This is a genomic window from Nonomuraea recticatena (assembly GCF_039533245.1).
Taxonomy (GTDB): Bacteria; Actinomycetota; Actinomycetes; order Streptosporangiales; family Streptosporangiaceae; genus Nonomuraea; species Nonomuraea roseola.
In genome coordinates this window covers 1-24,950 of record NZ_BAAATE010000043.1, presented here as the reverse complement: position 1 = coordinate 24,950, position 24,950 = coordinate 1, and the positions used below count along the sequence as shown (strand labels likewise).

Here is a 24,950-nt window from a genome sequence, read left to right as displayed (position 1 = left end):
ATTTCTGGGGCAGGCGCATGGAAGCGCACGGCGTCATCGCTGCCGGGCGCGGAGGAAAGCGGGGCGTCAGGCGCCGAGGGTGCGGACCCGTTCCCATGCGGGGTCGCGGTGCAGGACGACCTCGGTGCCCTCCAGCAGTTCGTCGGGCGCGGAGACCATCACGATCTCGTCGGCCGCCTGCATGTCCAGCAGCAGGTCGCGCACACGAGGCCCGACGGGCAGTCGTCCCACGGGCAGGTTGAGCGCGGCCCGCACCGCGTCGGCGATCTCCGACAGCCGGAACGGGCCCCTGGTCTGCTTCACGAGGTCGCGCACCACGGGCAGGGTGATCAGCTGTGCGGCCTCGTCGTGGGCCAGCTGCCAGATCAGCTGCTCACGGCGGCGGCCGGTGCCCGCGCACGCGCGGCAGGGCCGGTTGTAGCCGGGCACGATCTCCTCCTCGGCGGTGCCGAGGCAGGCGGTGCACTGGTCTCGCTCCATCGCGCGCAGTTCTTCGGAAACACTGTGATCTGTCATCACCGCACACCCTACTAAAACATGCTTAACCTACAGTGTTTGCGGGTTTTTGGCGGTGGTGCGAGACTGGCGTCATGAGCCCGATCGAGGCCGCGGTGCAAGCAGCCGGGTGGATCCGCGCGTGCGGGATCGACGACGACAGAGGCCGCCACTGGCGGGCAGGAGAGCGGCCCGCGCTGCCTCACAGGCCCGCCTCGCTCTACTCGGGCGCGGCCGGCATCGTGCTGTTCTTCCTAGAGCTCGCCGCCGCCACCGGCGACGACTCCTACCTCGAGGACGCCGAGCGGGGCGCCCGCCACCTGTCGGCCGTCTGGGCCGAACAGAGCGACCCGACCTTCCACGACGGCTTGGCCGGCGTGGTGTTCGCGCTGGCCGAGGCGGGCTGGGCCATCGACGACTCCTTCACCCGCGCGGCGGCCGCCGCCGCCGACCTGCTGGCCGCAGCGGGCCCCACCTGGACGGGCGATCCCAGCCAGCGCGGCGACGGCGGCATCATCCTCACGCTGCTGCACGCCTCGGCCATGCTCGGCGAGCCCGCCTACGAGCGGGTCGCCGTCGAGGCGGGCCTGCGCATCGCCGCCCTGCCCGTCCCCGGCCATCGCTTCGGCGCCGAGCCACCCGCCGACCTGCCCGTCGACGCCGTCACCCCCGGCTTCCTCTCGGGTACGGCCGGCACCGCGTTCCTGCTGGCCCGCCTGCACGCCGTGACGGGCGACCCGCGCTTCCTCGAGGCGGCCAACAGCGGGGCGGGCTTCGTCAGGGCGGTCAGCGAGGTCACCGGCGCGTGCGCGCTGGTGCCCCACCACGTGCCCCAGGGCCGTCACCTGCACTACCTGGGCTTCTGCTCGGGCTCGGCCGGGGTGGCCAGGATGTTCCACGAGCTGGGCGACTCCGACTGGGTCGACAGGCTGGTCCACGGCATCCTCACCAGCGGCGTGCCGCACCGGCGCACGCCAGGCTTCTGGGACGTCATGTGCCAGTGCTGCGGCGCGGCGGGCCTGCTGGAGCTGTTCGTCGGGCTGTGGGAGCGCGACGACTGCAGGGCCTTCGCCAGGGTGCTGGGCGAGCACCTGGTGAACGCCTCGAGCCAGGGGCGCTGGTGGCAGGCCTACCGCAGGCTGCGACCCCACGAGATCACCGCCGACACCGGCTACATGGTCGGCGCCGCGGGCATCGGCGCGGCGCTGCTGCACCTGGACGCGGCCGAGCGCGGCGACTCCCGCAGGCTCGTCCTGCTGCCGGACAACCCCTTCCCGCTGGCGGTGCGCTCAGCACAGGCGTGAGGGCGTCCGCTCCTGCCGCTCCGCGCCCGCGCCGAGCAGCGCCCTCGTCAGCGCCTGCGCGTCGCCTGACATCGCCTGGAAGGCGGTGTCGAAGTGCTCGTCGGTCAGCGCGTGGTCGCCTGCCCTGATCGCCAGCAGGATCACCCGCCGCAGCAGCTCCTTGACGAAGGCGCCCGTGACGCCCTCGGTCGCCGCCACCACCTTGGCCACGTCCGCCTCGATCGGCCTGTTGCGGGCGTAGAGGCGGATCAGGCGGTCCCTGTCGGGCGCGGAAGGCGGGGCCACCTCCACGGCCAGGTCCACCCGGCCGGGCCGCTGCACCAGGGCCCGCTCCAGCGCGTCGACCCTGTTGGTGGTGAGCACGAACGACACGTCCGCCTCACCCGTGATGCCGTCCATGGCCTCCAGCAGCGAGAACAGCAGCGGCGAGGTCTCGAACTGGCTGCGGTCCTCGGCGATGAGGTCGACGTCCTCGATCACCACGATCGACGGCTGCAGCTTGCGGGCCAGCGCGATCGCGTGGTCGAGGTGGCGCATGCCTGGACCCGTCATCAGGATCGCGGTGTGCTCGCGTAACCTGCCCACCAGGTAGCGCACCGTGTGGGTCTTGCCGGTGCCCGGCGGGCCGTACAGCAGCAGGCCCCTGCGCAGATGCTGTCCGGCCTCGACGAGCTGCTCGCGCGCCTCGGCGATGCCGACGATGTGGTCCTCGACCGCCGCGAGGCGGCCCTCGGGAAGCACCACCTCCTCGGCGGTGAGCTCGGGCCTGGGCAGGAAGCTGACCAGTTCATTGTCCCTGTGCTCACTGAAACCGAAGCTGAGCACCCGCCCCCTGAACGGGTCGTGCAGGCGCTTGAGCCGTTCGACCTCGTCACGCACGGCCGTGGCGGCGGCCATGGAGGGCGACAGCAGGGTCAGCATCGCGTGGCCGTCGTACTCGTCGACGTTGCTGACCACCATGACGACGGGCGCTCCGTCGGGCGCCACCGTCTCGACCAGGCCGAGCTGCATCACCTCCATGCTCTCGGCGGGCCCGATCGGCGTGGTGCCGTAGTCGGGCCTGCCGAGCAGACGGCTGCCGTCGCGCATGGCGTACAGCAGCATGTTGACGACGCTCTCCCAGCGGCGCTCGCCGCCCACCACGCCGAACCACCGCGCCTCGGGGGAGTGGGCGGCCAGGTAGCGGTCCGCCCCCGTCTGCAGCCCCGCGTGCTCCCACAGCCGGTACTTCTCCTCGACCACCACCACCTCGCCGAGCGGGCAGCCGAGATGGCCCGTCACCCTGGCCACCAGCGGCGAGGAGGCGCTGTCCTCGGCGATCTTCGTCGAGACGGCGTCGTAGACCTTGGCCAGGCTCACGGCCAGCGCGTGGGCGGTGGCGTGGTCGATGTTCGTCACCCGATCACTGTGCCAAACCGCGCGCCCGTCGGGAATGAGTAGCCTCTACTCAGGAATGCGACACCGATCCCGGCAACGATCTGATGACTCCGCTACCGTCGCGAGGGGCCGGAGGGCAACGATGGGAGCGTGAGCCTGCCCCGCGTCCGCGTCGTCGTCGAAGGCCGGTGGGTGCGGGTGCTCCACCAGGAGTGCGTGGTCGCCGGGCCGTACGAGCTTGGGCCGATCGAGGCGCGGGAGGACAGCGCCTGCGCCGCCGACGTGGCGGCCTACGGCAGAGCCCTGTTCGACGCGCTGCTGGCCCCCGCCTGGCCCGCCGTGACGGCGCTGGCCGAGGTCCGCGCGGCGGCAGGGGCGGAGCTGGCGCTGGTGTGGCCGGCGGACAGCGACCTGCACCGCTGGCTCTGGGAGGCCATGCACGACGGCGAGCACCACCTGGCCGCCAGACCCGACCTGCTGCTGGCCATCACCAGGCTGGTGCCAGGAGGAGCCCGCGCGCCCGAGAGCCAGGGACGGGCGCCGCGCGTGCTGTTCGCCGCGGGCGCCGCCCTCACCGACGAGGTGATCAGGCCCGGCGCCATGTTCATGGGCCTGTTGCGCGCCCTCGACGCCGACGGCGTGGCCGTCACGCGCGTCGCCCAGGTCTCTGCGGAGGATCTCGCCGAGGTCTGCGCCGGTTTCAGGCCCGACATCGTCCACCTGGTGGCGCACGGCTCGGTCGACGAGGACGGCGCGTCGGTGCTGATGCTGCGCGGCTCGTGGGTGGGGGCCGCCGATCTGGCCGCCGCGCTCACCGCCGGAGGCCCGGTGAAGGCGGTCGTGCTCGGCGCCTGCCACAGCGGCGCCGGCTTCGCCGCCGAACTGGTCGCGGCGGGCGTCCCGCTGGTGTCGGCCATGGCCGGTGAGATCAGCGAGCGGGCCTGCAGGCTGTTCGCCCGCAGGCTGGCGGGCGCGCTCTCGGGCGGCGAACTCGTGGTGGAGGCCTCGGCCAAGGGCCGTAGGGCAGCGCTGATCGGCACCTCCCGCGACCACCTCGACTGGGCCAGGCCCGCGCTGTTCATGGCCGAGGGGCTCGACGTCACCAGGCCGCTGGTCGACCCCTCGGCCGGAAGGCGGCTGGTGCGCTGGGCCGATGAGCTGAGGCTGCGCCACAGGCCGCTGCACATCGGCCGCGAACGCATCCTCGACCAGGTCGACAGGCTCTTCACCGACGGTCTCGGCCTCCTGGTCGCCTGCCGCGACGGCACCATCCGCAGGACGGGCGGCACCAGGCTGCTGCGCGAGGCGGGCTTCAGGCTGCTGCGCGACGGCCACGTCCCGCTGTTCGTCGGCCCCTTCAGCGGCACGCCCCCGCGGAGCTTCCGCGAACTGCTGCGCGAGCTGTACTTCCTCGCTGCGGAGGCCGCCGAGACCCTGGGCGCGCCCCCGCCCCGCGTGTACGGCAGGCAGCCCGGCGGCTTCGACGAGGCCTTCGAGTGGATCGACGCCCTCGGCGACCCCGACCCTCGCGCCGCCCGCCGCGTGCTGGCCGCCGACCTGGCCGCGCTCGGCGCCCGCGTGGCAGGGCTCGGCGAGCCGTTCGGCCCGCACACCCGCGTCGTGGTGCTCATGGACGGCCTGCACGCCTTCGGCGACGCGCTCGCCGCGCTGCTGACCATGGTCCGCGCGACCGGTCTCGGCACCGCCGAGCGGCCGGTCCCCGTCGTGGCCACCGCCTCCCTCACCGAGGACCACGGCCGCCTGCTGAAGTCCTTCAGCGAGAGGGAGGCGGGCGCGCCCGGCTTCGCCTTCCCCGAACTGGCCGCGCTCGGCGAGGAGGAGGCGGTGCTCGGCTTCCAGTGGGTGCTGCTGCACCCGTGGCGGCGCGACAGGGAGCCCGAGTACCAGCGGGTGTACGTGACGCCCAGGAACGTGCCGCCCGGCAAGATCCGCGAAGGGCTGCGGCTGCTGAAGGGCGACCCGACGGTCGTGGAGGACAAGCTCTACCTCGCCGCCCAGCTGATGACCCTGCACGAGCTGTTCGTCACCGACGACGACGAGGCCGCCTACGCCGACTACCTGGAGCGGTTCGGATGAGCTCGCTGGAGCAGGAGCTGGAACGGCGCGGCGCCGAGCTCCTCGAACGCCGCCTGTCCGGCTTCGAGCCGCGCCTGCTGGCCGGGCTCGCGCTGCTGCCCGAGTGGACGGAGGACTTGGCCAGGGCCGTCTCCCTCACCGGTGAGCCACTGGCCGAGCTGCTCGAACGGCTGGAGAGCCTCGGCCTGATCGAAAGGCGGCGGGTGCTGGGCGCCAGAGGACGCCGCCAGGAGGCGTTCTGGGTGCGCTCGGGCCTGCGCTCCGACCTGGCCGGACAGGTGCGCGGCGTGCTGCCTGAGGAGTGCGCCAGGCTGGAGGCCGCGATCGGGGCGATCTCGCCGCTGTCCCCCTCGGCGCAGGCGTGGCTGCGGGCCGTACGGCTGCGCGAGGAACCCACGGGGCTGGAGCTGGTGGCGACCGTCGACCGCCTCATCCAGGACGGTGCCCTGGCCGCGGCCTCCCGCCTGGTCACCGCCGCCGAGGTGCTCGGACGGACGCTCGGAGGGCCGCTCGCCGACGCCGCCCGCCGCGCCGCCTGGCGGGTCGACAGGCTGGCCCGCGCCACCGACGACCTCGAGCACCTGCGCCACTACCTGCACCGTCAGGAGGCCGAGCAGGCGCTCACCGAGCTGATCCTCGGCGACGGGGAGCAGTGGGCGCTGCACCTGCTGGGCGGCGGCGGCACCGGCAAGACGATGCTCGTGCGCTACCTGGCCTCAGGCCGCTTCGCCGCCGACCGGCAGGTGCCGCCCTTCCCTGTCGCCAGGGCCGACTTCGACCACCTCGACCCCCGCTACCCCGAGCAGCGGCCAGGCCTGCTGCTGCACGCCCTGGCCGACGAGCTGCTCGGCTACGGCACGCACCGCCGAACCGCGAACGCCTTCCGCCATTTCGAGGACGCCTCGCTGGCCCTCGACGAGGAGCTGGGCAGGACCATCCCCGACCGCTCGCGCGTCGAGGCGCTCCTGCGCGCCCTCGCGACGGCCTTCGCCCTGTTCGTCGCCTCACTGCCCGAGCCCGTCGTGCTGGTGCTCGACACCTGCGAGGAACTGGCCAAGCTCTATCCGCCGGGCTCGCCCGCGCCGGGCATCGAGCACACCTTCATGCTGCTCGAACTGCTCAGGGCCGAGCTGCCGCAGCTGAAGGTCGTGCTGGCAGGCCGCCGCTGGCTGGTGCCCCCTCCCGAGCCGCTCGCGGCGGGCCCGCTGCTGAGCGAGCGCCCCTACGTGCGGGTGCTGCGCCTCGGCGGGTTCGCCCAGCAGGAGGCCGACAGCTACCTGTCCCGGCGGGCGCCGGGGCTCCGCGCCGACCTGCGCGCCGCCGTGCTCGACAGAGCCAGGCAGCGGGGCGACGGCCGCTACAACCCCTTCGAGCTGGCCGCCTACGCCCACTGGGCCGCCGTCGAACCCGACCTCGACGCGCGCGAGCTGCTGGAGGCCCCCGGCGACCCCTACGTGGAGCGCCGCATCGTCGGGCGGGTCCTCTCCTCGGACCTGCGCGTCGCGCTGGCGGTGGCGGCCGAGCTGGGCCGCTTCGACCTGAACCTGCTCTCGCCCGCCCTGCGCCGCCACGGCATCGACCCCGGTCCCGCCTTCGACGCGCTGGCCATGTACGACTGGGTGAACGTCGTCGCGCTCGGGGCCGACGGCAGGGCCGGGGTGATCGAGGTGGACGAGCACCTGCGTGACAGGCTGCGCGCGGTCCTGCCGCCCGCGGGCCCCGCGCTGCTGGGCCGCGACGCCGCCGCGGTCGTCGACGCCACCCCGCTGCCGGAGCTGCCGGTGGAGAGCGTCGAGGCCGCCGTCCGGCTCCTGTCGCCCGCGGAGGCCGGCGAGCTGTGGGAGCGGCTGGAACGGCGCGTCGTCGAAGGCGGGCACTGGGGCTGGGCCGCCCAGGTGTGCGCGCGGGTGGCCGCGGTGGAGCAGGGCCGCGAGGGAGAGACGATCATCGCGGCGATCTTGGCCACCCAGGCGGCCGCCGACTCCAGAGCGGGCAGGCCGGGGCCGAGGGTGTGGTCGATGGTGGAGCTGCACGCCGCCCGCCACCCCTCGCCGCGCCATCGTGAGGAACTACGCACGCGGGCCCTTCTCGGCATGACGGCCACCGGCCGGGACCTGGCGGAGGCGTCCGAAGCGGCCGAGGAGCCCGAGGAGTGGGAGGCCGAGGAGGAGGACTGGCTCGACGTGCCGCCCGTCATCGAGCCGCCCGTCACCGTGCCGCCCGTCACCGAGCCGCCCGACCGCGACGGACTCCTCGTCGGATCGACGGTCGCCGCGCTGGAAGCCGCGCCCGCAAGGGCCGCGTGGGCGGACGACACCCTCGCCACGCTGTGGGAGTCGCGCCACGATCCCGGCGCGGTCAACGCGGCGGCCGCCGCGCTGGCCGTCACGCAGGCGCGGGCGGCCGAGGCGGCGCAGGAGGCCGCCCGCCTGGCCGAGCTGGCCGTCGCCTTCGCCGCGCTTCCTCCAGGGCCGCCGCTGCTCGACTGGGACCCTCCCGCCAACCTGCTCTTCCACTGCAGGAAGGCGAGGCTCGAGGTGGCCGTCAGGTGGGCGGAGCCGCTCGAGGCCGTCCCGTGGGAGCTCTGGCGCGCCGAGGCCCTCGCCGCGCCGGACGGCGACGAGGTCGCGGCGCTGACCGTCGCCTTCGAGCTCGGCCACCGCAGGCTCGCCCGCCAGACGCTCGAGGAGCTCGACCCCGGCACCCCCGGCCTCCTGGCCGTGGAGCTGGCCTGGGCGTGGGCGGTGGCGGGCGATCCCGAGCGCGGCAGGCGGCTGCTTGACGGGTGCGTGGAGCACGCGGTCCACGAGGGCGACGCCGACCTGGTGGAGCGGGCCAGACTCGCGCTGCTCGGCCTGGCGCTGCGCTGCCGTACGACGGCGTGGGTGCCCGAGCTGGAGGCCATCGCCACCACCGGAGCCCCGGCCGAACGGAGCGCCGCCCGCTCCCTGGCGGCGCTGATGGAGGGCGGCCAGGCCGACCCGCCCGAGCACCTGGCCTCCGGCGCCCCCGGCCGGAGGGGAAGGGCGCTGCTGGCCGAGGCCCAGCACCTCGTCAAGGGCGACCCATGGCGGGCGGTGGCCCTGCTGGTCGAGGCCGAGCGACTGCTCAGGCAGGCGCAGGACGACGACGGCGCCACCCAGGCGCTGGTCCTGCGGGTGCTGACCGAGACGTTCTCCGGCGCGCGGACCCGCCCCACGGCCACGCGGAGCCAGGGGACGCTCTTCCTCGTCGTGCCCGAGTCCGTCGAGGGCTCGCAGTGGCCCCAGCTGGCGAGGGCCGCCGAGGGGGTGCGGCGAGGGGAGACCCGAGGTCCCGTGCTCGACAGGGCCAGGCGCATGCTGTTCGGCCCCGAGCCCGCGGTCGCCCCTGCGCGGCCCGCGGGAGACAGGCGCACGGCCTGGCGGGTGGCCGCGGGGGCGCTGTACGCGGGCTCGGCCGTGGCGCTCACCCTCGGCGTCATGCTCTGGGTCGCACCGGCCGAGGGGGTGGGAGTGGTCTCCTCCCTGCTCCTCGCGAGCGTGGTAGGAGTGGCCGCCGTGGGCCTGGTGATCAGCGGCAGGGCCAACGAGAACGTCGTCGCCCTGCTGCTCGGCGCGTGGGCGGCGGGCGGCGCCCTGGCCATCGCGGGGGCGACCCTGCCGTACGGGTGGCCCCGAGCGGCGGCCGTCGCCGTCTCGCTGGTGCCCGCCGCGCTGACCGGCGGCGGGTACGCGTACCTGTGGTCGATCGTCATGCGCCACCCGCCGGTCTACCGGTTCAGCGTGGACGCGGAGGGAAGCACGGTCAGCGAACTCGGCTCGCTCACCTGGCTCGACGGCGGCCTCGTCGGGCGAGGCGGACGCTACGTGCGCGCGCCCTCCACCCTCAGGCGCGCCGTCACCCACGAGGACGGCTCCATCACGCTGGAGATGAGGCAGCCGCCCGGCACCGGCCCCGTCCCCATGGCGATGCGGCTGTCGCCGGAGGTGCGCGACCAGCACTGGGAGCGCCGCCTGGCCGAGGCCGTGCCCGCCGTCGTGCGCGACAGGCTGGTCGTCTTCCGCGAAGGCTACGGAGAGAAGGTGGCACGGCGGGTCTGGGTGGCCGCGCGCAGGGACGCCTACCTCGGCCCCCCGCACCTGGCCCAGGGCAGGAAGGCGCCGAGCGCGCGCGGAGGGATGCTCGGCTACCGTCTGCTCCACCTGGTCGGCCAGGTCGTCGACACCGCGGCGGGCCCACGCCTTCGCACCGCCGACGACGGCGCCACCGCCGTCACCAGGCGCGTCAGGGCGGGCGAGCGCCTGATCGGCCCTGAACTGGAGGACGCGATCGGCCTCGTCGTGCTGCAACCCGAGCCCGACGAGCGGCCCAGGGGCCTGGGGGAGAGCAGGGCCGCCTTCCTCTCCGTGGCCGCCAGGGCGTTCGCCCGCAACGCGCAGGCCGTGCTCGTGCTGCCCACCCTGACCGACGCCCTCGCCGCCGAGGTGACCTCGACGATCCGGGCCGGCTACCCCAGCGGGCTGCGGCAGCCGTACCCGACGGAGATGCTCGAGCTGGCGCTGAAGGTGAAGCGGATCCTCGGACCCGAACTGGCCGACGAGATGGTGCTGCTGCTCAAGACCCGCTGACCCGATACGATCTTCGTGGCCACCCCCGAGGACCACGGAGACCCGATGACCCGTACCACTGTCATGAAGACCGCCGCGAGCCTGGCCGCGGGGCTGCTGCTCGTGAGCGCCTCTCCGGCCGTCGCGCAGGCCAAGGAGGCGCTCGGGCCCTTCGGGTACGGCGGCGTCAAACTCGGGATGAGCGCCAAGACGGCCAGGGCGACCGGCAAGATCGTGCCCAAGACGAACGACGGCGGCTGCTCCGGCTGGGACCTGAAGGCGCACCCCACCGGCGAGAACGCCGTGGGCATGTTCATCTCCAAGAAGCGCGGCGTGGCGGTGATCTTCGCGGCCAAGGGGATGAAGACCCCGCAGGGCATCGGGCTCGGCTCCACCACCAAGCAGCTGAAGCGGGCCTACCCCCGGCTCAGGACCAGCGCCAGCGGCTATCCCTACGTCAGCGTCGAGGGCAACCCGAAGGCGTACTACTCCTTCCTGGTCTCGCGCGGCAAGGTCTACGAGATGGCGCTCGGGCTCAACACCCAGGACTGCGTCAACTGAGCCTGGTGCGCACCACCAGGTCGTGCACGTCCGCGCCGACGGTCGCCGCCTCGGGCAGGCCGGAGTCGGCCATGGCCTGCTCCAGCTCGGCCGTCAGCCGCGCGACGTCCTTCTCGGCCGAGCAGGAGGCGGCAAGGGCGGGCGCGGGGGCGTGCTCGGCCTCCTTCTTGGCCTCCACCAGCTCGGGCAGGTACGCGGGTCCGTAGCCGAACAGCCTGGTCAGGTCGGCCTCCAGCAGGCCCGTGCGCATCAGGTGGATGCCGGTGGCCAGCACCCTGAAGGTGTAGAGCAGCGGCTTGAGCTCGCCGGTCCTGCCGTACAGCCGCCACTGCGTGCGCGCGAAGCCGAGGTAGTGGTGACCGTGGTTGCGCGTCACCAGACCGGGGGCCAGCGCGACCAGCTCCTCGTGCACCGGCGAGGAGGTCACCACCAGCGGCGAGAGCAGCTGCTCCAGCACGTAGCCGTTGCGCCGCAGCAGCAGCCCGCAGAACTTCAGCAGGTCGTGCGTCACCAGGTCGACCTCGACGCCCGACCGCACCCACGACCTGTCGATCGTCGCCTCGCCGACCCGCAGCCCGACGACCTCCTCGACCGGCAGCACGTGCACGCCGCGCAGGTCCACGTCGGAGTCGGCCGAGGGGAAGCCGTACAGGTGCGCGCCGCTGACCGTCGCGAAGACCAGCGGGTACGGCTGCTCGCCGGGAATCTGCTCCAGCCACGGGGGAAGCGTCACAGGTTCGCCCTTCGCACGTCGATGAGGAACTCCTCCACCGCGCCCCGGTCGGGCGCGGCGGGCAGCACGCTGTGCGGGAGCGCCCGCTCGAAGGCGGCCATCAGCTCGGCCCGCCACTCCTGCAGCTCCTCCCACGACACCAGCCCCTGCCGTACGGCCAGCAGCCGCTCGCGCCGCTCGCTGACGTCGACCAGCGGGGAGCCGTGCTCGACCAGATGGACGCCGCTGAGCAGCAGCCTGATCATGTGCATGGCCTGCTTCCACTTGGGCGCGGCCGGGTCGAGGCGGCGGAACTGCGCGTCGGCGTAGCGGGCGAAGGTCCTGTGCGCCAGCTGCGACACGAACGCCCCGCGCAGGCCCAGCAGGCGCGCGCCCGTCGGCGTGACGTGCTCGACCAGCGGCGACCACAGGGTCTCCAGCACCGTCGGGTTGGCGTCGAGGGCCAGCGAGCAGAAGCGCTCGACCTCCCACGAGAACTGCTCGGGCAGCGGCCCGTCCCGGTGGGTGGGCGGCTTGTCCAGCCGCCAGAACGCCTCGGTGGGCACGACGAACACGCCGCGCCTGTCGGTGTCGGAGCCGGGGGTGTCGAGGCCGTAGGCCCGCGAACCGACGATCACCGACAGGATCAGGTCGTCCTTCACCCGCTCGCCCCCAGCCCGCTGATCAGGTCGGCGGCGTCCATCCTGCGCACGTCGCCCAGCCGGCCAGGGTACAGCGCGTAGACCTGGGCGGAGGAGGGCAGGTCCACCTCGCCGGAGACCAGCGCGGCGAAGTCCACCCGCTCGTACCCACCGGCGTGCTCGCCGCCCTCGGCGCGGGCGACCAACCGGTCGGCGAAGTCCCGCACCGGCTCGTCCCGCCCCCGGTCCAGACGCTCCACGCGCTCGCCCCTGCGCACCAGCACCGAGCGGGAGCGGGCGGCGGCGTGCCAGCAGGCGACCTCCCACAGCGTCACCCTCGCGCCGGAGCCGAACGCGCTCTGCACCGCCGCGCCCATCCTGGCCAGCTGGTTGGAGGTGCTCGCCACACTGTGGAAGCCGCCGAAGGCCGAGACGTTCAGGTCGGCCCAGCGGGTCGTGCCCTCCCACAGGTCGGCCACCAGCGGGACCAGAATTTTGGCGGCACCGCTCAGATCGAAGCGCTGCCGTACGGCACGCGGATCGAACAGCTCGGCGGGCGAGCGCATGAACCCGGCGAATCCACGCGTGAGCTGGTCGAAGGGGACGTCGTTGTAGCTGTAGACGATGGGCACGACGTAACGGCCGCCCAGCGCCGCCACCTTGGCCACGTCGAGGTCGACGAACTCCGAGGAGCCGAGCGGCTCGGGCGCGGAGGTCAGGTCGCCCGAATGGACGAGCGCGTCCGCGCCCAGCCGCAGGCAGGTGTAGTCGCACAACCCGACGAAGCGCCAGTCGGTGTCGAAGAGCGCCACCGACAGGTCGAGATCGACGACCGTGCCCTCGGGCTCGGCCCAGTGCAGGAACAACCTGATCAGCTGCTCGCGGGGCAGCGGCTGGAGGCTGCCGCGGGCCAGCCGTACCAGAGCGGTGGAGTCGGCCCGCTCGGACGTCGGCGCGACCAGGTCGGCCAGGCCCTCGTCGAGCAGCGGGCAGGCCAGCGGCGGCAGCTTCCCCGCGCGGCGCAGCAGCTCGCCCGTGATCAGCTCCGCCGCGCCGAGCACGGCGGCGTCGGGCAGCGCGGGACGCTCGTCGCTCCTGCTGTGGAGGCGGGCGGTGCCGCCCCTGGGCAGGAACAGCCGCAGGCCGCCCGGCGGCGTGCGCAGCTGGCCGAGCGCCGACATCAGCACGCCGGGGGCGATGCCGGGCAGCGCCTGAGCCAGCGCCCCGCCCACCAGGTCGGGGGCCATGCGCACCAGCTGGCTGAGACGGCGGCCCAGTTCGCCGGGGCGCGTGGCCAGCAGGGCGAGCGCGCGCTCGGCGTCCTTGGCCGCCAGCGCCGCCTCGACGTGGGTGGCGAACGTCGTCACCCGCAGCCGCCCCTCCCTGACGCTCAGCAGGCCGGGATGGCGGGCGGCGGTCTCCAGCAGCGCGGCGCCGAACGCGGTCGAAGGGTCGAGCCTGGTGCCGCGCAGCGCGGCGAAGGCCAGCGCGGCGTGGGGGTGGCGGGTGTGCTCCTCGTGCGGGTGCAGCACCTCGGCCATGCGCTTCCACTGCTCGCCGTGGCGGCGCAGATCCTCGATCAGGTACGGCAGCGCGAACCCGTCGAGCAGGCCGAGCAGCGTCCTGCGCAGCCGCCTGGGCAGCGACCGGCGGCGCTCGGGCCGTACGCGCAGCCCGGGATCGGCGCCCATGAGCACGTACATCAGCCTGAGCACGTCGCTCGCCGTGCCGAGGTGCCGGGTCAGCAGCTCGTCGGCGGCGCCCGCCTCGGGACGGGCGACCCGCCCATGCGAAGGCGAAGGGCCTGGCGCGGTGAGCGCGGCCGCCAGCGCGACCGCCCTGGTCTCCTTGACAGGGATCGTCTCCGGCAGCCACCCGGCCGACAGCGGCCAGTAGGCGTCCAGCAGCGTCAGCAGGTCGTCGCGGTCCTCCTGGGGCATCGGCGTCTGCCTGGCCAGCATCGCCCCGGCCAGCTCGCGGGAGGCGTCGCCCGCGTCGTGGCACGCGTGCAGCACCGCGGTGGCGTAGGTGTTGATGTTGATCACCGCGCCGCGCTCGCGCCTGGCCGACGGGATCAGGAAGGGGTCGGCGGGGTCGATCCTGCGGTGGCAGATCGGGCAGGCGCTGAAGTCGGAGCCGTCCCAGCAGGAGCGGCACACCAGGTGCGCGCACGGCGCGACCGGGTGCACGGTGCCGACCTTCCCGCACAGCACACACGGCCTGCGCGGTTCCTGGAGCAGCAGGGTGAAGATCCTGCGCACGAAGAAGTCCTCGGTGTCGCGCGGCACGCTCTCGGGGAACTTCCTGAACATCGGCACGTGGTGGACGTGGCCGCCCAGCGTGGAGGCGACGCGGCGGAGCACGCCCCTGCCCGTCGCGGCCAGCTCCGCCACCGGCAGCGCGGCCAGTGACCGGCGCAGCTCGGCCGACAGCAGGAAGCCGAACTGCAGCAGCTCGGCCTCCAGCGCCACGACCCCGGCCTGCGCGCCCAGCCGCTGCTCGCGGCGCGGCCCTTCTGAGTCACCCGCCATGAGGTCGAGCGCCACCAGGTTCCTCCTGCGCAGCAGCACGTCAGCGGGTCCGATCACGGGAGCACCTCCTCGCCGGGCATGAAGAAAGGGTGGAGAGCGGACGCGCTGGTTGCCTTGGAAAGAAGGGAGAAGGAAGCACGTCCAGGAGCCACCCTTGATCGTGCACATTACCGGGCAGCTCCGCTAATGTCGCCCGATATATGGCCAGGCTGACGGCGCTCGGCGCCCGCGTCGTCGAGTACGTCGAGGACTGGATCGTGATGGCCGACCCCGAGGGCAACGAGTTCTGCCTGCAGGGCCCCTGACGCTTGCGCGCGGCGGCCCCCCTTGATCTGATCGGAGGTGTGAGCGAGCTCTTCTGGGACGCGGCGGCCCGCGGCATCACCTGGGACGTCGAACCCCGCACCGTCTACGGCGAGGGACGCTGGTTCCCCGACGGACGGCTCAACACCTGCTTCAACGCCCTCGACAGGCACGTCCTCGACGGCAGGGGCGAGCAGGCGGCGCTCATCTACGACAGCCCCGTCACCGGCGTCAAACGCACCTACACCTACGCGGGGCTGCGCGACGAGGTCGCCAAGGCCGCGGGGATGCTGCGCGACCTCGGGGTGGGCAAGGGCGACACCGTGGTCATCTACATGCCGATGGTGCCCGAGACGGTCATCGCGATGCTGGCCTGCGCCAGGCTCGGCGCCGTCCACTCCGTCGTCTTCGGCGGGTTCGCCGCGGCCGAGCTGGCCGTGCGCATCGACCACGCCATGCCCAAGGTCGTGCTCAGCGCCTCGTGCGGCATCGAGGTCAGCAGGGTCGTGCCGTACAAGCCGCTGCTCGACGCCGCGCTGGCGCAGGCCTCCCACCGGCCCGACGCCGTGGTCGTCCTGCAGCGACCCGAGCTGACGGCCGAGCTCGGCGAGGGCCGGCACGACTGGGCCGGCTTCGACAGCGAGCCCGCAGGCTGCGTCAGCGTGGCCGCGACCGACCCGCTCTACATCCTCTACACCTCGGGCACCACCGGCGCCCCCAAGGGCGTGGTCCGCGACAACGGCGGCCACGCCGTCGCGCTGCACTGGAGCATGAGCCACGTCTACGGCGCGGCGCCAGGAGAGGTCTTCTGGGCCGCCTCCGACGTCGGCTGGGTGGTCGGCCACTCCTACATCGTCTACGGGCCGCTGCTGGCCGGATGCACCAGCGTGCTCTACGAGGGCAAGCCGGTCGGCACCCCCGACCCCGGCGCGTTCTGGCGGGTGGTGGCCGAGCACGACGTGCGGACGCTGTTCACCGCGCCGACCGCGATCCGCGCCATCAGGAAGGAGGACCCCACCGGGTCCTACCTGCGCAAGCACGACCTTCGCCACCTGTTCCTCGCGGGGGAGCGGCTCGACCCCGACACCTACCACTGGGCCAGCGACCTGCTCGGCGTGCCGGTCATCGACCACTGGTGGCAGACGGAGACGGGCTGGCCGATCGCCGCCAACTGCGTCGGCATCGAGACGCTGCCGATCAAACCGGGCTCGCCCACCAAGCCGGTCCCCGGCTACGACGTGCGGATCCTGGACCCCGAGGGCCAGGAGTGCCCGCCGGGCGTCGAGGGCGCGGTGGTGATCAAGCTGCCGCTGCCGCCCGGCTGCCTGCCCACCCTCTACCGCGACGACGAGCGCTTCCACGCCGCCTACCTCTCGCGCTTCCCCGGCTACTACCTCACAGGCGACGGCGGCTACTTCGACGAGGACGGCTACCTGTTCGTCATGGGCCGCACCGACGACGTCATCAACGTGGCGGGACACCGGCTGTCCACCGGCGCCATGGAGGAGGTCGTGGCCACCCACCCCGACGTGGCCGAGTGCGCGGTGATCGGCGTGGCCGACTCGCTGAAGGGTCAGCTGCCTGTCGGCTTCGTGGTGCTGAAGGCCGGAGCCGAGCGCGCGGCGGACGAGATCGAGGCCGAGCTGGTCGCGCTGGTCCGCGAGAGGATCGGCCCGGTGGCGGCCTTCAAGAGGGCGGTGGTGGTGGGCCGGCTGCCCAAGACCCGCTCGGGCAAGATCCTGCGCGGCACGATGCGCGCCATCGCCGAGGGCGAGGAGTACCGCACCCCTTCCACCATCGAGGACCCCGCCGCGCTCGAGGAGATCGCGGGAGCGATCGAGCGGTAATCCCCTTGCCCCGCCCTCGTGGTCGTGGCCAGGATCGGTTCATGTATCTGATCGCATTCATCGGCGCCTGCGTCCTTGTGGCCATGGTCCCCGGCGTCAGCACCGCCGTCATCCTGCGCCAGACCGTCAGAGCGGGACGGGGCTCAGGCCTGGCGGCCATGCTGGGCAACGAGGCGGGCATCCTGCTGTGGGCGCTGGCCGCCGCCTTCGGCCTGTCGGCGCTCGTGCTGGCCTCCGAGCTCGCCTACGACATCATGCGCGTGGTCGGCGCCCTCGTCCTGTTGTACATGGGCGTGCAGTCACTGCGCCGCAAGGACCACGCCGAGATCGAGGTCAAGCCGGTCGACGGCGTGCGCAGGTCCTTCCTGGCCGGATTCGGGACCTGCCTTGCCAACCCGAAGGCGGCGGTGTTCGCGATGTCGTTCCTGCCGCAGTTCGTGCCGCAGGGCCAGAACGTGCCGCTGACGCTGGTCACGCTGGCCGTGGTGTGGGTGCTGGTCGACACCGTCTGGTACGCCGGGGTCATCTGGGCCGTCGCCAAGGCCAGGGCGGTGCTGGGGCGGCCCGCCGTACGGCGCAGGCTGGAACAGATCTCGGGCGTCGTGCTCATCGCTCTGGGCGTGCGGCTGGTGGTGGAGTCCAGATAGCGTGAACCCATGACGAACGACCTGGCCACGCTGGCGCGGCAGACGGAGGACGACGACCCCCTGACGGCGCTGCGGGCGACGGCCGCCCTGCGCCGCGAGATCGAGCGCATGGAGGCGGTCCAGGTCCGCCGCGCGAGGGTCGCGGGGCTGGCCTGGTCGGTCATCGCCGACGCGATCGGCGTCAGCAAGCAGGCCGTGCACAAGAAGTACGGCGGGCGCGGGCTGCTCAGCCGAGGAATCTAGCGAACCAGCCCAGCGCCACCTGCCACGAGTAGCCCAGCCTGATCCGGCCGGCCACGGGAGGCGGCAGCGTGTCGAGGCCGCGGTGCTCGAGCGAGACCTCGGTGCCGCCCTCCACGGCGGTGAAGGCGACCTCCACCTCCATCGCGCCGCCGGCGTGGAGCAGGTCGGCCCAGACCAGCCGCCTGCTCGGCTCCCACACCAGCACCCTGCCGGTGTCGACGTGCCCGCCGTCGGACCACCGCTCGCGCAGGAAACCGTCGTCGAAGCCGATGCCCACCGCCCGCCGCTGGTCGACCCAGCTGTGCGGGCCGCGCACGTACCAGCTGTCGATCTCGTCGGTGAAGACGCGGAACGCGGTCGCGGGATCGACGGCGACGACGACGCTCGCCCTGACGGAGTCGCTCACCGCGGCCACTCCACCCGGTCCTCGCCGCTCACCGCGGCCACCGTGCTCGTCGCCGGTCACCCTGGTCGCCGCTCACCGTGGCCGCTCCCCGTGCTCGGTGTCGCTCGTCGTGGTCGCCTCGACGTGGTGCTTGAAGGAGCCGAGCTGTTCGCTCCAGAAGGCCTGCACCTGGTCGAGCCACGCCTGTAGCGCGACGAACGGCTCCTGGCGCAGCGTGTAGAGGCGCAGCCTGGCGTCGGCCTCGCCCGCCTCGGCCACCACCAGCCCTCCTGCCCGCAGCACCCGCAGGTGCCTGCTCAGCGCGGGCGGGCTCATCCGCACCGCCTGCGCCAGCTCGCCCGCAGGGAGCGGGCCTCTTCTCAGCAGCTCGATGACCTCGCGCCTGGTCGGGTCGGCCAGTGCGGCCAGCGTCTTGTCCAGATCGTTCACAGTACTGTTAACTATTAACGTATCCAGATACCATGTCAACATGGCTGTGAATCTGGGTTACTACACGATCTCCGTGCGCGACCTCGACAGGGCGGCGACCTTCTACGCCGGGCTGTTCGGCTGGGAGCTCTCCAGGGAACACGACACCTACCTGCACGCGGGCAACACCGCCGTGCCCATGGGCCTGACCAGGGGAGAGCCCTCGGCGCTACCCAACCTCTACTACCAGGTCGACGACCTCGAGGCGGCGGTGGAGCTGGTGGGCAAGCTCGGCGGGCGCGCGGGCGAGATCCTGGAGAGCAGGACGGGCAGGTTCGCGCTCGTCCACGACGACCAGGAAACCTCCTTCAGCCTCTGGCAACCCGCCGCCTAGCCAGACCCCACAGCCGCTGCTCCCTAGGGTCGTTCCTGTTTGACCCCGTCGGCCGCATGGGCCGCGTCCCGGGCATCGATCGCCTGTCCGGGGCGTGAGCGGGCGCAGGCCGCCGCGGCGCAGGCGGTCAACGCCAGGACGACCAGCGCCGCCGTCGCCCCGCCCGGCCCCCGGTCGAACGACCAGCCCACGGCGATGCCGCCGGCGAACGCGAACAGACCCGAGAGGAACGTCTGCACGCCCAGGTAGGCCCCGAAACGCGCCGACGGGGCGAGCCGGGCGATCGTTTGGAACACCGCCGGTTGCAGCAGGCCGTCGGCGAGCCCGTGCAGCGCGGCCACCAGTACCAGGCCCGTCAGCCCGCCGCCCGCGCCGGCGGCGAGCAGCAGATGGCCACCGGCGGCGAACAGCAGCCCCGCGCGCAGCACGCCGGGCCGGTCGGCACGGCCCGGCACCGCGCACCACGGCTGGACCGCAGCCGACACCATGGCGAGCACGCAGGCGAACACGGTCACCGCCCCCGCGTCCACGCCGCCGAGCGGCACCACCACCGACGCCTGGTCCGTCACCAGCATCGCGGGCGTCGACACGACCGCGAACCCCAGGAAGACCCGGTCCCGCAGCGCCGTCCGCACCCCGGAGACGACCCCGTCCACGACCCGGACGGGCGGGGCGTGCCACAGCAGTGCGAACAGGAAGGCCGCGCCGATCCACAGCGCGGCCGCGGTGAGCGCCACCAGCCAGTAGCCGACGTTCAGCAGCGCCAGCCCGAGCCCGGGGCCGAGCACCGCCGCGATCTGCAATGTCATCATGTACGCCGCGTATCCGCGCGCCCTCCGCTGTTCGGCGAGCCCGGCCAGCAGCGACTGCGCCGCCGGATGGAACAGCGCCCCGCCCGCGCCCAGCAACACCGCCGCGACGACCAGCCAGGGCAGGGAGGACACGGTGCCCAGCAGCGCGAACCCGGCCGCGCGCAGCAGGCACGCCAGTATGCCTATCCGCACCGGGCCGAGCACGTCCACCAGCGCGCCGACCGGCAGGGAGAGCGTGTGCTGCACCAGATTGCGCAGCGCCAGCACCAGGCCGATCAGCCCGGCGGCCAGCCCCAGGTCGACTCTGAGGTGGATGACGACGTGCGCCATCGCCGCGAAGTAGCCCAGCGAGATGGCCGCCTGAATGGCGACGACCACGACGACCGTGCGACGGTCGCCGTGGTCGGAGAAAGGCATGCTCACGCCGTGGGCAGGACGTTCAGCCGGTGCAGCAGTTCACGCGCGAGGGTGGCGCGCTTGGCAGCGTCGCCGTCCTTGGCGATGTCCATGTTCAGCGCGAACGTGTACACGCGTCCGCCGCGTTCGACCCACCCGGTCCACCAGCCCGTGCCGGGACCGGGGGTGTTCTGCCAGCCCGACTTGGCGTACAGCGCGTACCCGTTCTTCTCCTCCTGCTTGATCAGCTCGTGGACGGTGCGCTGATGCTCGCGCTCGGCGGGCAGGCGCAGGGCGGCCAGCCGCTCCATGAACCTGGTCTGTTCCACCGCCGAGATCTTCAACGGGCCGTCCAGCCAGAACCGGTCCACCACCGTCCCGGTCTGCCGGTTGCCGTAGTTCAGCCGGTGCAGCCACTGCCGTTCGCGCTGGAGGCCGATGCGGCGGGCGATCACCTGGAACGCCGCCGCGTTGGAGACGCGAACGGCCTCCCGCACGCTCATGTCCTTCTCCCACTCGGGGAACGGCTGCGGCGTGCCGTCCCAGGGGATCACCTCGTCGGGGCTCTTGATTACGCCGGTCTGCAGAGCGACCAGCGCGTGCGGGACCTTGAAACTGGAGGCGGGGACCATCGGCTTCTCGGCGCGCCGGCGGTCCACCACGGTCACCTTCCTGGACGACACGTCCAGCAACGCGAACGTGCCCTGCACCTTCGCCGCGTCGAACACCGCGCGCAGATCATCGCGTACAACGGTACCCGGCCTGACCTCATGGGCCGTCGCGACCATGGCGCCGCCGCGCGGGGCGCTCTCGTGGGCGGTGGCACCGTACGCTGGGATGCCGCAGACAGTGAGCGAGGCGAGCACGGCGGCGCCGAGCCCGTGGCGTAGGACCTGCGGAATCATCTTCTTCATGCGCAGAGACCATCACAGGACATCGTTACTGTCCAATATTGATATTGATGGAAGACCAATATTCAAATCCATATCAACGCAGTTCAGGCCGCGTGGTGGGGGCCGCAGGCGCTGAGGGTCGCGTCGACGAGTGAGTCGGCGTTCAGCGGACCACTGCGGTGCCGCCACCGCTGGAAGAGGGGGCGACGTCTCGCCTCCGCTTCCGCCTGATCTACTTTGTAAAGGCGGTGGGCCGGAGCGACACCGCTGAGAGCGACATGAACAGGCATAGCAGGACGGGGATGCCCAGAGCCAGCGGCAGCCCGACAACCTCGGCCGCGCCGCCGATGATCACGGGACCGAGCATGAGCCCGGCGTATCCCAGCGTCGCCACCTGTGCGATGGCCTCGCCGGCCCGTGCGGGGTCGTGGTTGCCCGCCGCGGAGAACACCTGCGGCACCAGGGTGGACAGTCCGAACCCGAACAGCCCGAATCCGGCCATCGCCGCGACGGGATGCGCGGCCAGCAGCGCCCCGCCCAGCCCGATCGCGGCCAGCAGTCCCGACCAGCGCACCAGCCTGACAGGGCCGAACCGCATCGCCAGCCGGTCTCCCGCGAACCTGCCCACGGTCATCGTGGTGGAGAAGACGGCGAAGCCGATCGCCGCGAGCCCTGTCCCAGTGCCCAGATCCTCGTGCAGGTAGACCGCGCTCCAGTCGCCTGCCGCGCCTTCGCCCACCAGCCCGGCGAAGGCCATGGCGCCCATGAACAGCACCTTGCCGTGCCACCTGACCCGCCTGCGTGGGCCGTCCTCGTGGTGGGAGGGGGCCGAGGGCAGCAGCGCTCTGCGGGCCAGGACGGCTAGCACGGCCAGCGGGACCGTCACGGCGGCGAAGGTGAGGCCGGGGGAGACCCCCAGCCAGGCGAACAGCGCGCCGGCGCCCGCGCCGAGCAGGCCTCCCGCGCTGAACATGCCGTGGAAGGAGGACATGAGCGGCCTGCCGTACGCCCGCTCCACCTCGACCGCGTGGGTGTTCATGGCGACGTCGAGTGAGGCGTTGAGCAGTCCCCACAGGAACAGGGTGACGATCAGGACGGCGAGGTTCGGGGCGAAACCCGGCGGGATCATCGCCAGGGCACAGGTGACGCCGGCAGGGACCACGACCCTGGCGCTGCCGAGACGGTCGGTGATCCTGCCCGCGAACTGCATGCCGATGACCAGGCCCACGGCGACGGCGAGCAGACCGAGGCTGAGCTGTCCGTCGCTGAGGTGCAGAGACTGCTTGACGGTGGGGATGCGGGCCGCCCACACGCCGGAGACGATGCCGAGAAGGGCGAAGAAGAACGAGACGGCCACCCTGGCCCCGCGCGGGATCACCCGGAGATTGTGTCAGACCGGGACGTTCTCCAGTAAAGCGGACAGCCTGCCTCGGGCGCGCTCGGACCGCCGCGAGGTCGGGTGTCTTCGCTCCCCGCCACAGGCTGGAACGACTGTCAGGTCGGCCCGAGCACTGACCTGTCCGCACCCCGCCACAGGCTGGGACGATAGTCAGGTCGGCCTGAGCGCTGACCTGTGCGCGTGCCGCCGTCCGAACTGTCGGTGGCGTCGAGGATGATGTCCTGCATGAGTTCGTGGCAGGAGTTCGAGAAGCAGGCACCCGCGCTGGCGGCGACCGTTCGGGGGCTGCTCGACGGGCACAAGCACAAGACGATGGCCACCATCCGCAAGGACGGCTCCCCGCGCATCAGCGCCACGGAGGTCGACTTCAAGGACGGGGAGATGTGGCTGGGGTCGATGCCGGGGGCGATGAAGGCGTTCGACCTGCGGCGGGACCCCAGGATGGCGCTGCACGCCGCGCCGACGACGCCCGATGACGACGATCCTTCGCGCTGGCAGGGCGATGCGAAGATCGCAGGGCGGGCGCTCGAGGTCACCGACCCCGAGGTGCAGTCCAGGTTCGAGCTGCCGGGGGAGGGGCCGCACCTGTTCAGGGTCGACCTCACGGAGGCGGTCTGGACACGGGTGGAGGGCGACCAGCTGGTGATCGACATGTGGCACGAGGGGGAAGGCGTCCGCCAGGTCAGACGCAGGTGATCGTTCCTCCCTGCATGTACGGCCGGCGCGAAAGGGAGGGCGTGTGTCAGGTCAGACGCACGCCCTCCCTCCCTCCTCGCGGGTGTGCCGGCGGGAGGGGGCGAAGCACGCGACTCCGATGACCATGTCGCCGAATGCGCCACCCGGATGTGTGTGGAGCGCGGACTGGCGGTGGGTCCAGTCGACTGGAGCGGCGCGTCCGATCAGTCGGGTGAGTCGGCTTGCGGGGGTCGCAGGGGGCGGCCGTATCGGTCGGTGCCGTCGTCGTGCAGGTGCATGCCCAACTTGGTCATGATCCGTCCGGATGCCTCGTTGGCCAGCGCCCCGACGAGGGTGGCGGCGCCCAACTGGCCTTCGGGGAGGATCGGACCGGATTTTGGCGCTAGAGAGACGATCTTGAAGACGATTCGGTGACGAGGGCTGTTTGCCCTGGTTGAGCGCTCTAGCGTGCCTGCTCATGCCTGTGGATTTCATCTCAGATGAGCAAGTAGCCCGCTATCGCCGGTTCCGGCCCGAGGTGTCGGTAGCCGAACTCGAGCAGTTCTTCCGGCTGGATGCCAAGGCGCTGGAGGCGCTGGCGGGTAAGCGCCGCCCGGCGACCAAACTGGGCTGGGCGGTGCAGTGGGGCACCGTGCGGATGCTCGGCACCTTCCTGGCCGAAGACCCCCTGGATGTGCCGGGGGTGGTGCTGGCGTTCGTCGCCGAGCAGCTCGACATCGACCCGGCGTGCGCGACCGAGTACCTGACCAGGCCGAAGACCGCCTACGAACACGCCTGGGAAATCCGGGACCTGCTGGAGCTGTCGGAGTTCTCCAAACGCGAGCAGGAAGTCCGCGACTACCTGTCCGCCCGGGTGTGGTCGACGATCGAGGGACCGCGAGCGCTGTTCGACCGCGCCGTGGTGCACATGCTGCGCGAGGGCATTCTGCTGCCCACGGGGATCACGACGCTGACCCGGCTGATCAGCGAGGTGCGCCGGACCGAGCACGCCCGGTTGTATCGCACGCTGGCCGAACGCGCTGGCCCGGAGTTGCGGGCGCGGCTGGCCGATCTGCTGCGGGTGCCTGCTGATCGGCGGGTGTCGGAGCTGGAGCGGTTGCGTACCGCGCCGACGCGGGCCTCGGGCCGGGTGATGGTGGCAGAGTTGCATCGGGTGGCCGAGATCGGCGGGCTGGGTGCTGGGGCGGTGCGGGTGGAGCCGGTGCCGGCGGTGAAGCTGTCGGCGCTGGCCCGGTACGGTCTGGTCTCCAAGGCGCCGACGCTGCGGGATCTGGAAGGCGATCGGCAGGCGGCCACGCTGCTGGCCACCGTGCGGCATCTGGAGACCTCGTCGGTCGATGACGCTCTGGACGTGCTGGATCTGCTGATCACCTCAAATTTGCTGGCCCGGGCCGAGCGGGCGGGCAAGGCCGAGCAGCTGCGTACGTTCCCCAAGCTGCGTAAGGCGGCGCGCACGGTGGCCTCGGCGGTGGAGGTGCTGATGTCGGCGCCGGAGGCGACCGAGGATCGGCTGGTGTCGCTGGTGGAGGTATGGAAGGCGATTGAGGAGGTGGTGCCGCGCGAGAAGCTGGTCTCGGCGGTGGAGACGGTCGCGGCGTTCGTGCCCGTCACCGATGATGACGCGGCCGCGCAGTGGCGGGCCGAGCTGGTCAAGCGCTACCGCACCGTGCAGGGCTTCATCGAGCTGCTGCTGGAGGTGATCCGGTTCCGCGCGGTCGAGGCCGGCACCGCCGTGCTGGCGATGGTGCGCATGGCCGCGGCGATGGCCAAGGGGCGTCGCCGCTACGGCCCTGGCGACGTCGCCGAGCACGAGGCGCTGATCACCGGGTCGTGGCGGCCGCTGGTCTACCGCAACCCCGATGTTCCGGAGGGGCAGATCGACAAGGCCGCGTTCGTGCTGTGCGCGGTCATGCACCTGCACGGCGCGTTGCGCCGACGTGATGTGTTCGCCGAAGGGTCCGAGCGGTGGAGCGATCCTCGGGCCCGGCTGCTGGACGGGGATGCGTGGCAGCAGGCGCGGCCGCGCATCCTCACCTCGCTGGAGCTGGAGGTCGAACCGGCCGGGCATCTGGCCGAGCTCGCCGGCGCGCTGGAGGGCGCTTAGACCGTGACTCATTTGGAGATTGATCGTTAGACCGTTCGTGGATGCGTTCCTTCGACGGCTGGTGCCTGATGAGTTGTGGGAGTTGTTCCTGCGGG

At 72.5% G+C, this 24,950-nt stretch carries 20 protein-coding genes and 1 pseudogene; 11 read left to right on the top strand and 10 right to left on the bottom strand.

Annotated elements, in window-relative coordinates:
* Positions 1-66 precede the first annotated feature (66 nt).
* Positions 67-516, bottom strand: coding sequence for a hypothetical protein (locus tag ABFX50_RS44710; RefSeq protein WP_346117528.1), 450 nt, complete (start codon positions 514-516; stop codon positions 67-69).
* A gap of 74 nt (positions 517-590) precedes the next feature.
* On the opposite strand from ABFX50_RS44710, the gene ABFX50_RS44705 reads away from it, so the two are divergent.
* The gene (locus tag ABFX50_RS44705) at positions 591-1,799 is read left to right on the top strand and encodes a lanthionine synthetase LanC family protein (RefSeq protein ID WP_346155768.1); all 1,209 of its coding nucleotides are present in this window, start codon (positions 591-593) and stop codon (positions 1,797-1,799) included.
* On the opposite strand, the gene ABFX50_RS44700 is transcribed toward ABFX50_RS44705, so the two are convergent.
* Positions 1,785-3,197, bottom strand: a complete 1,413-nt coding sequence (locus ABFX50_RS44700) for an AAA family ATPase (RefSeq protein ID WP_346155765.1) — start codon at positions 3,195-3,197, stop codon at positions 1,785-1,787. The two genes, ABFX50_RS44705 and ABFX50_RS44700, sit on opposite strands and share 15 nt — an antisense overlap.
* 129 nt (positions 3,198-3,326) lie before the next feature.
* Here ABFX50_RS44700 and ABFX50_RS44695 point away from each other — a divergent pair, with 129 nt between their 5' ends.
* The 3 genes from ABFX50_RS44695 to ABFX50_RS44685 are packed head-to-tail and all read left to right on the top strand — an operon-like array spanning position 3,327 to position 10,423.
* Positions 3,327-5,273 carry a CHAT domain-containing protein gene (locus ABFX50_RS44695; RefSeq protein WP_346155763.1) on the top strand — a complete coding sequence of 649 codons (1,947 nt, stop codon included), beginning with the start codon at positions 3,327-3,329 and terminating at the stop codon, positions 5,271-5,273.
* The gene (locus ABFX50_RS44690; RefSeq protein WP_346155762.1) at positions 5,270-9,883 is read left to right on the top strand and encodes a hypothetical protein; all 4,614 of its coding nucleotides are present in this window, start codon (positions 5,270-5,272) and stop codon (positions 9,881-9,883) included. Before ABFX50_RS44695 ends, ABFX50_RS44690 begins: the two co-directional genes overlap by 4 nt.
* 45 nt (positions 9,884-9,928) lie before the next feature.
* Positions 9,929-10,423 carry a hypothetical protein gene (locus ABFX50_RS44685; RefSeq protein WP_346155761.1) on the top strand — a complete coding sequence of 165 codons (495 nt, stop codon included), beginning with the start codon at positions 9,929-9,931 and terminating at the stop codon, positions 10,421-10,423.
* On the opposite strand, the gene ABFX50_RS44680 is transcribed toward ABFX50_RS44685, so the two are convergent.
* Genes ABFX50_RS44680 through ABFX50_RS44670 form a run of 3 tightly spaced genes read right to left on the bottom strand, consistent with a single transcriptional unit; the run spans position 10,416 to position 14,364 of the window.
* Positions 10,416-11,156, bottom strand: coding sequence for a nucleotidyltransferase domain-containing protein (locus tag ABFX50_RS44680; RefSeq protein ID WP_346155758.1), 741 nt, complete (start codon positions 11,154-11,156; stop codon positions 10,416-10,418). The two genes, ABFX50_RS44685 and ABFX50_RS44680, sit on opposite strands and share 8 nt — an antisense overlap.
* Positions 11,153-11,797 carry a nucleotidyltransferase domain-containing protein gene (locus ABFX50_RS44675; protein WP_346155754.1) on the bottom strand — a complete coding sequence of 215 codons (645 nt, stop codon included), beginning with the start codon at positions 11,795-11,797 and terminating at the stop codon, positions 11,153-11,155. The genes ABFX50_RS44680 and ABFX50_RS44675 overlap by 4 nt, the downstream gene beginning before the upstream one ends.
* Complete coding sequence (locus ABFX50_RS44670; RefSeq protein WP_346155751.1) at positions 11,794-14,364, bottom strand: MXAN_6230/SCO0854 family RING domain-containing protein; 2,571 nt, start codon at positions 14,362-14,364, stop codon at positions 11,794-11,796. The genes ABFX50_RS44675 and ABFX50_RS44670 overlap by 4 nt, the downstream gene beginning before the upstream one ends.
* 140 nt (positions 14,365-14,504) lie before the next feature.
* Between ABFX50_RS44670 and ABFX50_RS44665 the strand changes: the two are divergent.
* The 4 genes and pseudogenes from ABFX50_RS44665 to ABFX50_RS44650 form a co-directional block, all read left to right on the top strand.
* Positions 14,505-14,612: pseudogene (locus tag ABFX50_RS44665) on the top strand (VOC family protein); the annotation flags it as partial.
* 39 nt (positions 14,613-14,651) lie between these two features.
* Entirely contained in the window at positions 14,652-16,457 is a 1,806-nt protein-coding gene (locus ABFX50_RS44660; protein ID WP_346155749.1) for a propionyl-CoA synthetase, read from the top strand.
* A gap of 41 nt (positions 16,458-16,498) precedes the next feature.
* Positions 16,499-17,104, top strand: a complete 606-nt coding sequence (locus ABFX50_RS44655; RefSeq protein WP_183643860.1) for a LysE family translocator — start codon at positions 16,499-16,501, stop codon at positions 17,102-17,104.
* A gap of 9 nt (positions 17,105-17,113) precedes the next feature.
* The gene (locus ABFX50_RS44650; protein WP_183643857.1) at positions 17,114-17,347 is read left to right on the top strand and encodes a hypothetical protein; all 234 of its coding nucleotides are present in this window, start codon (positions 17,114-17,116) and stop codon (positions 17,345-17,347) included.
* Here ABFX50_RS44650 and ABFX50_RS44645 read toward each other — a convergent pair.
* Both ABFX50_RS44645 and ABFX50_RS44640 read right to left on the bottom strand, forming a co-directional pair.
* A complete protein-coding gene (locus ABFX50_RS44645) occupies positions 17,331-17,753 on the bottom strand; it encodes an SRPBCC domain-containing protein (protein WP_346155746.1) in 423 nt (140 codons plus the stop codon). The two genes, ABFX50_RS44650 and ABFX50_RS44645, sit on opposite strands and share 17 nt — an antisense overlap.
* Positions 17,754-17,825: 72 nt before the next feature.
* On the bottom strand, positions 17,826-18,182 hold the full coding sequence (locus ABFX50_RS44640; protein ID WP_346155741.1) for an ArsR/SmtB family transcription factor: 357 nt from the start codon (positions 18,180-18,182) through the stop codon (positions 17,826-17,828).
* A 40-nt stretch (positions 18,183-18,222) separates the two neighbouring features.
* Here ABFX50_RS44640 and ABFX50_RS44635 point away from each other — a divergent pair, with 40 nt between their 5' ends.
* The gene (locus ABFX50_RS44635) at positions 18,223-18,555 is read left to right on the top strand and encodes a VOC family protein (RefSeq protein ID WP_346155739.1); all 333 of its coding nucleotides are present in this window, start codon (positions 18,223-18,225) and stop codon (positions 18,553-18,555) included.
* Positions 18,556-18,578: 23 nt separating this feature from the next.
* On the opposite strand, the gene ABFX50_RS44630 is transcribed toward ABFX50_RS44635, so the two are convergent.
* From ABFX50_RS44630 to ABFX50_RS44620, 3 genes are all read right to left on the bottom strand, one after another.
* A complete protein-coding gene (locus ABFX50_RS44630) occupies positions 18,579-19,784 on the bottom strand; it encodes an MFS transporter (RefSeq protein ID WP_346155737.1) in 1,206 nt (401 codons plus the stop codon).
* 2 nt (positions 19,785-19,786) lie between these two features.
* Complete coding sequence (gene blaOXA / locus ABFX50_RS44625; RefSeq protein WP_346155733.1) at positions 19,787-20,677, bottom strand: class D beta-lactamase; 891 nt, start codon at positions 20,675-20,677, stop codon at positions 19,787-19,789.
* 211 nt (positions 20,678-20,888) lie between these two features.
* A complete protein-coding gene (locus ABFX50_RS44620; protein ID WP_346155731.1) occupies positions 20,889-22,034 on the bottom strand; it encodes an MFS transporter in 1,146 nt (381 codons plus the stop codon).
* Positions 22,035-22,280: 246 nt separating this feature from the next.
* Here ABFX50_RS44620 and ABFX50_RS44615 point away from each other — a divergent pair, with 246 nt between their 5' ends.
* Together ABFX50_RS44615 and ABFX50_RS44610 are read left to right on the top strand one after the other, a co-directional pair.
* The gene (locus ABFX50_RS44615) at positions 22,281-22,751 is read left to right on the top strand and encodes a pyridoxamine 5'-phosphate oxidase family protein (RefSeq protein WP_346155729.1); all 471 of its coding nucleotides are present in this window, start codon (positions 22,281-22,283) and stop codon (positions 22,749-22,751) included.
* A gap of 457 nt (positions 22,752-23,208) precedes the next feature.
* The gene (locus tag ABFX50_RS44610) at positions 23,209-24,855 is read left to right on the top strand and encodes a DUF4158 domain-containing protein (RefSeq protein ID WP_346155726.1); all 1,647 of its coding nucleotides are present in this window, start codon (positions 23,209-23,211) and stop codon (positions 24,853-24,855) included.
* Positions 24,856-24,950: the final 95 nt, after the last annotated feature.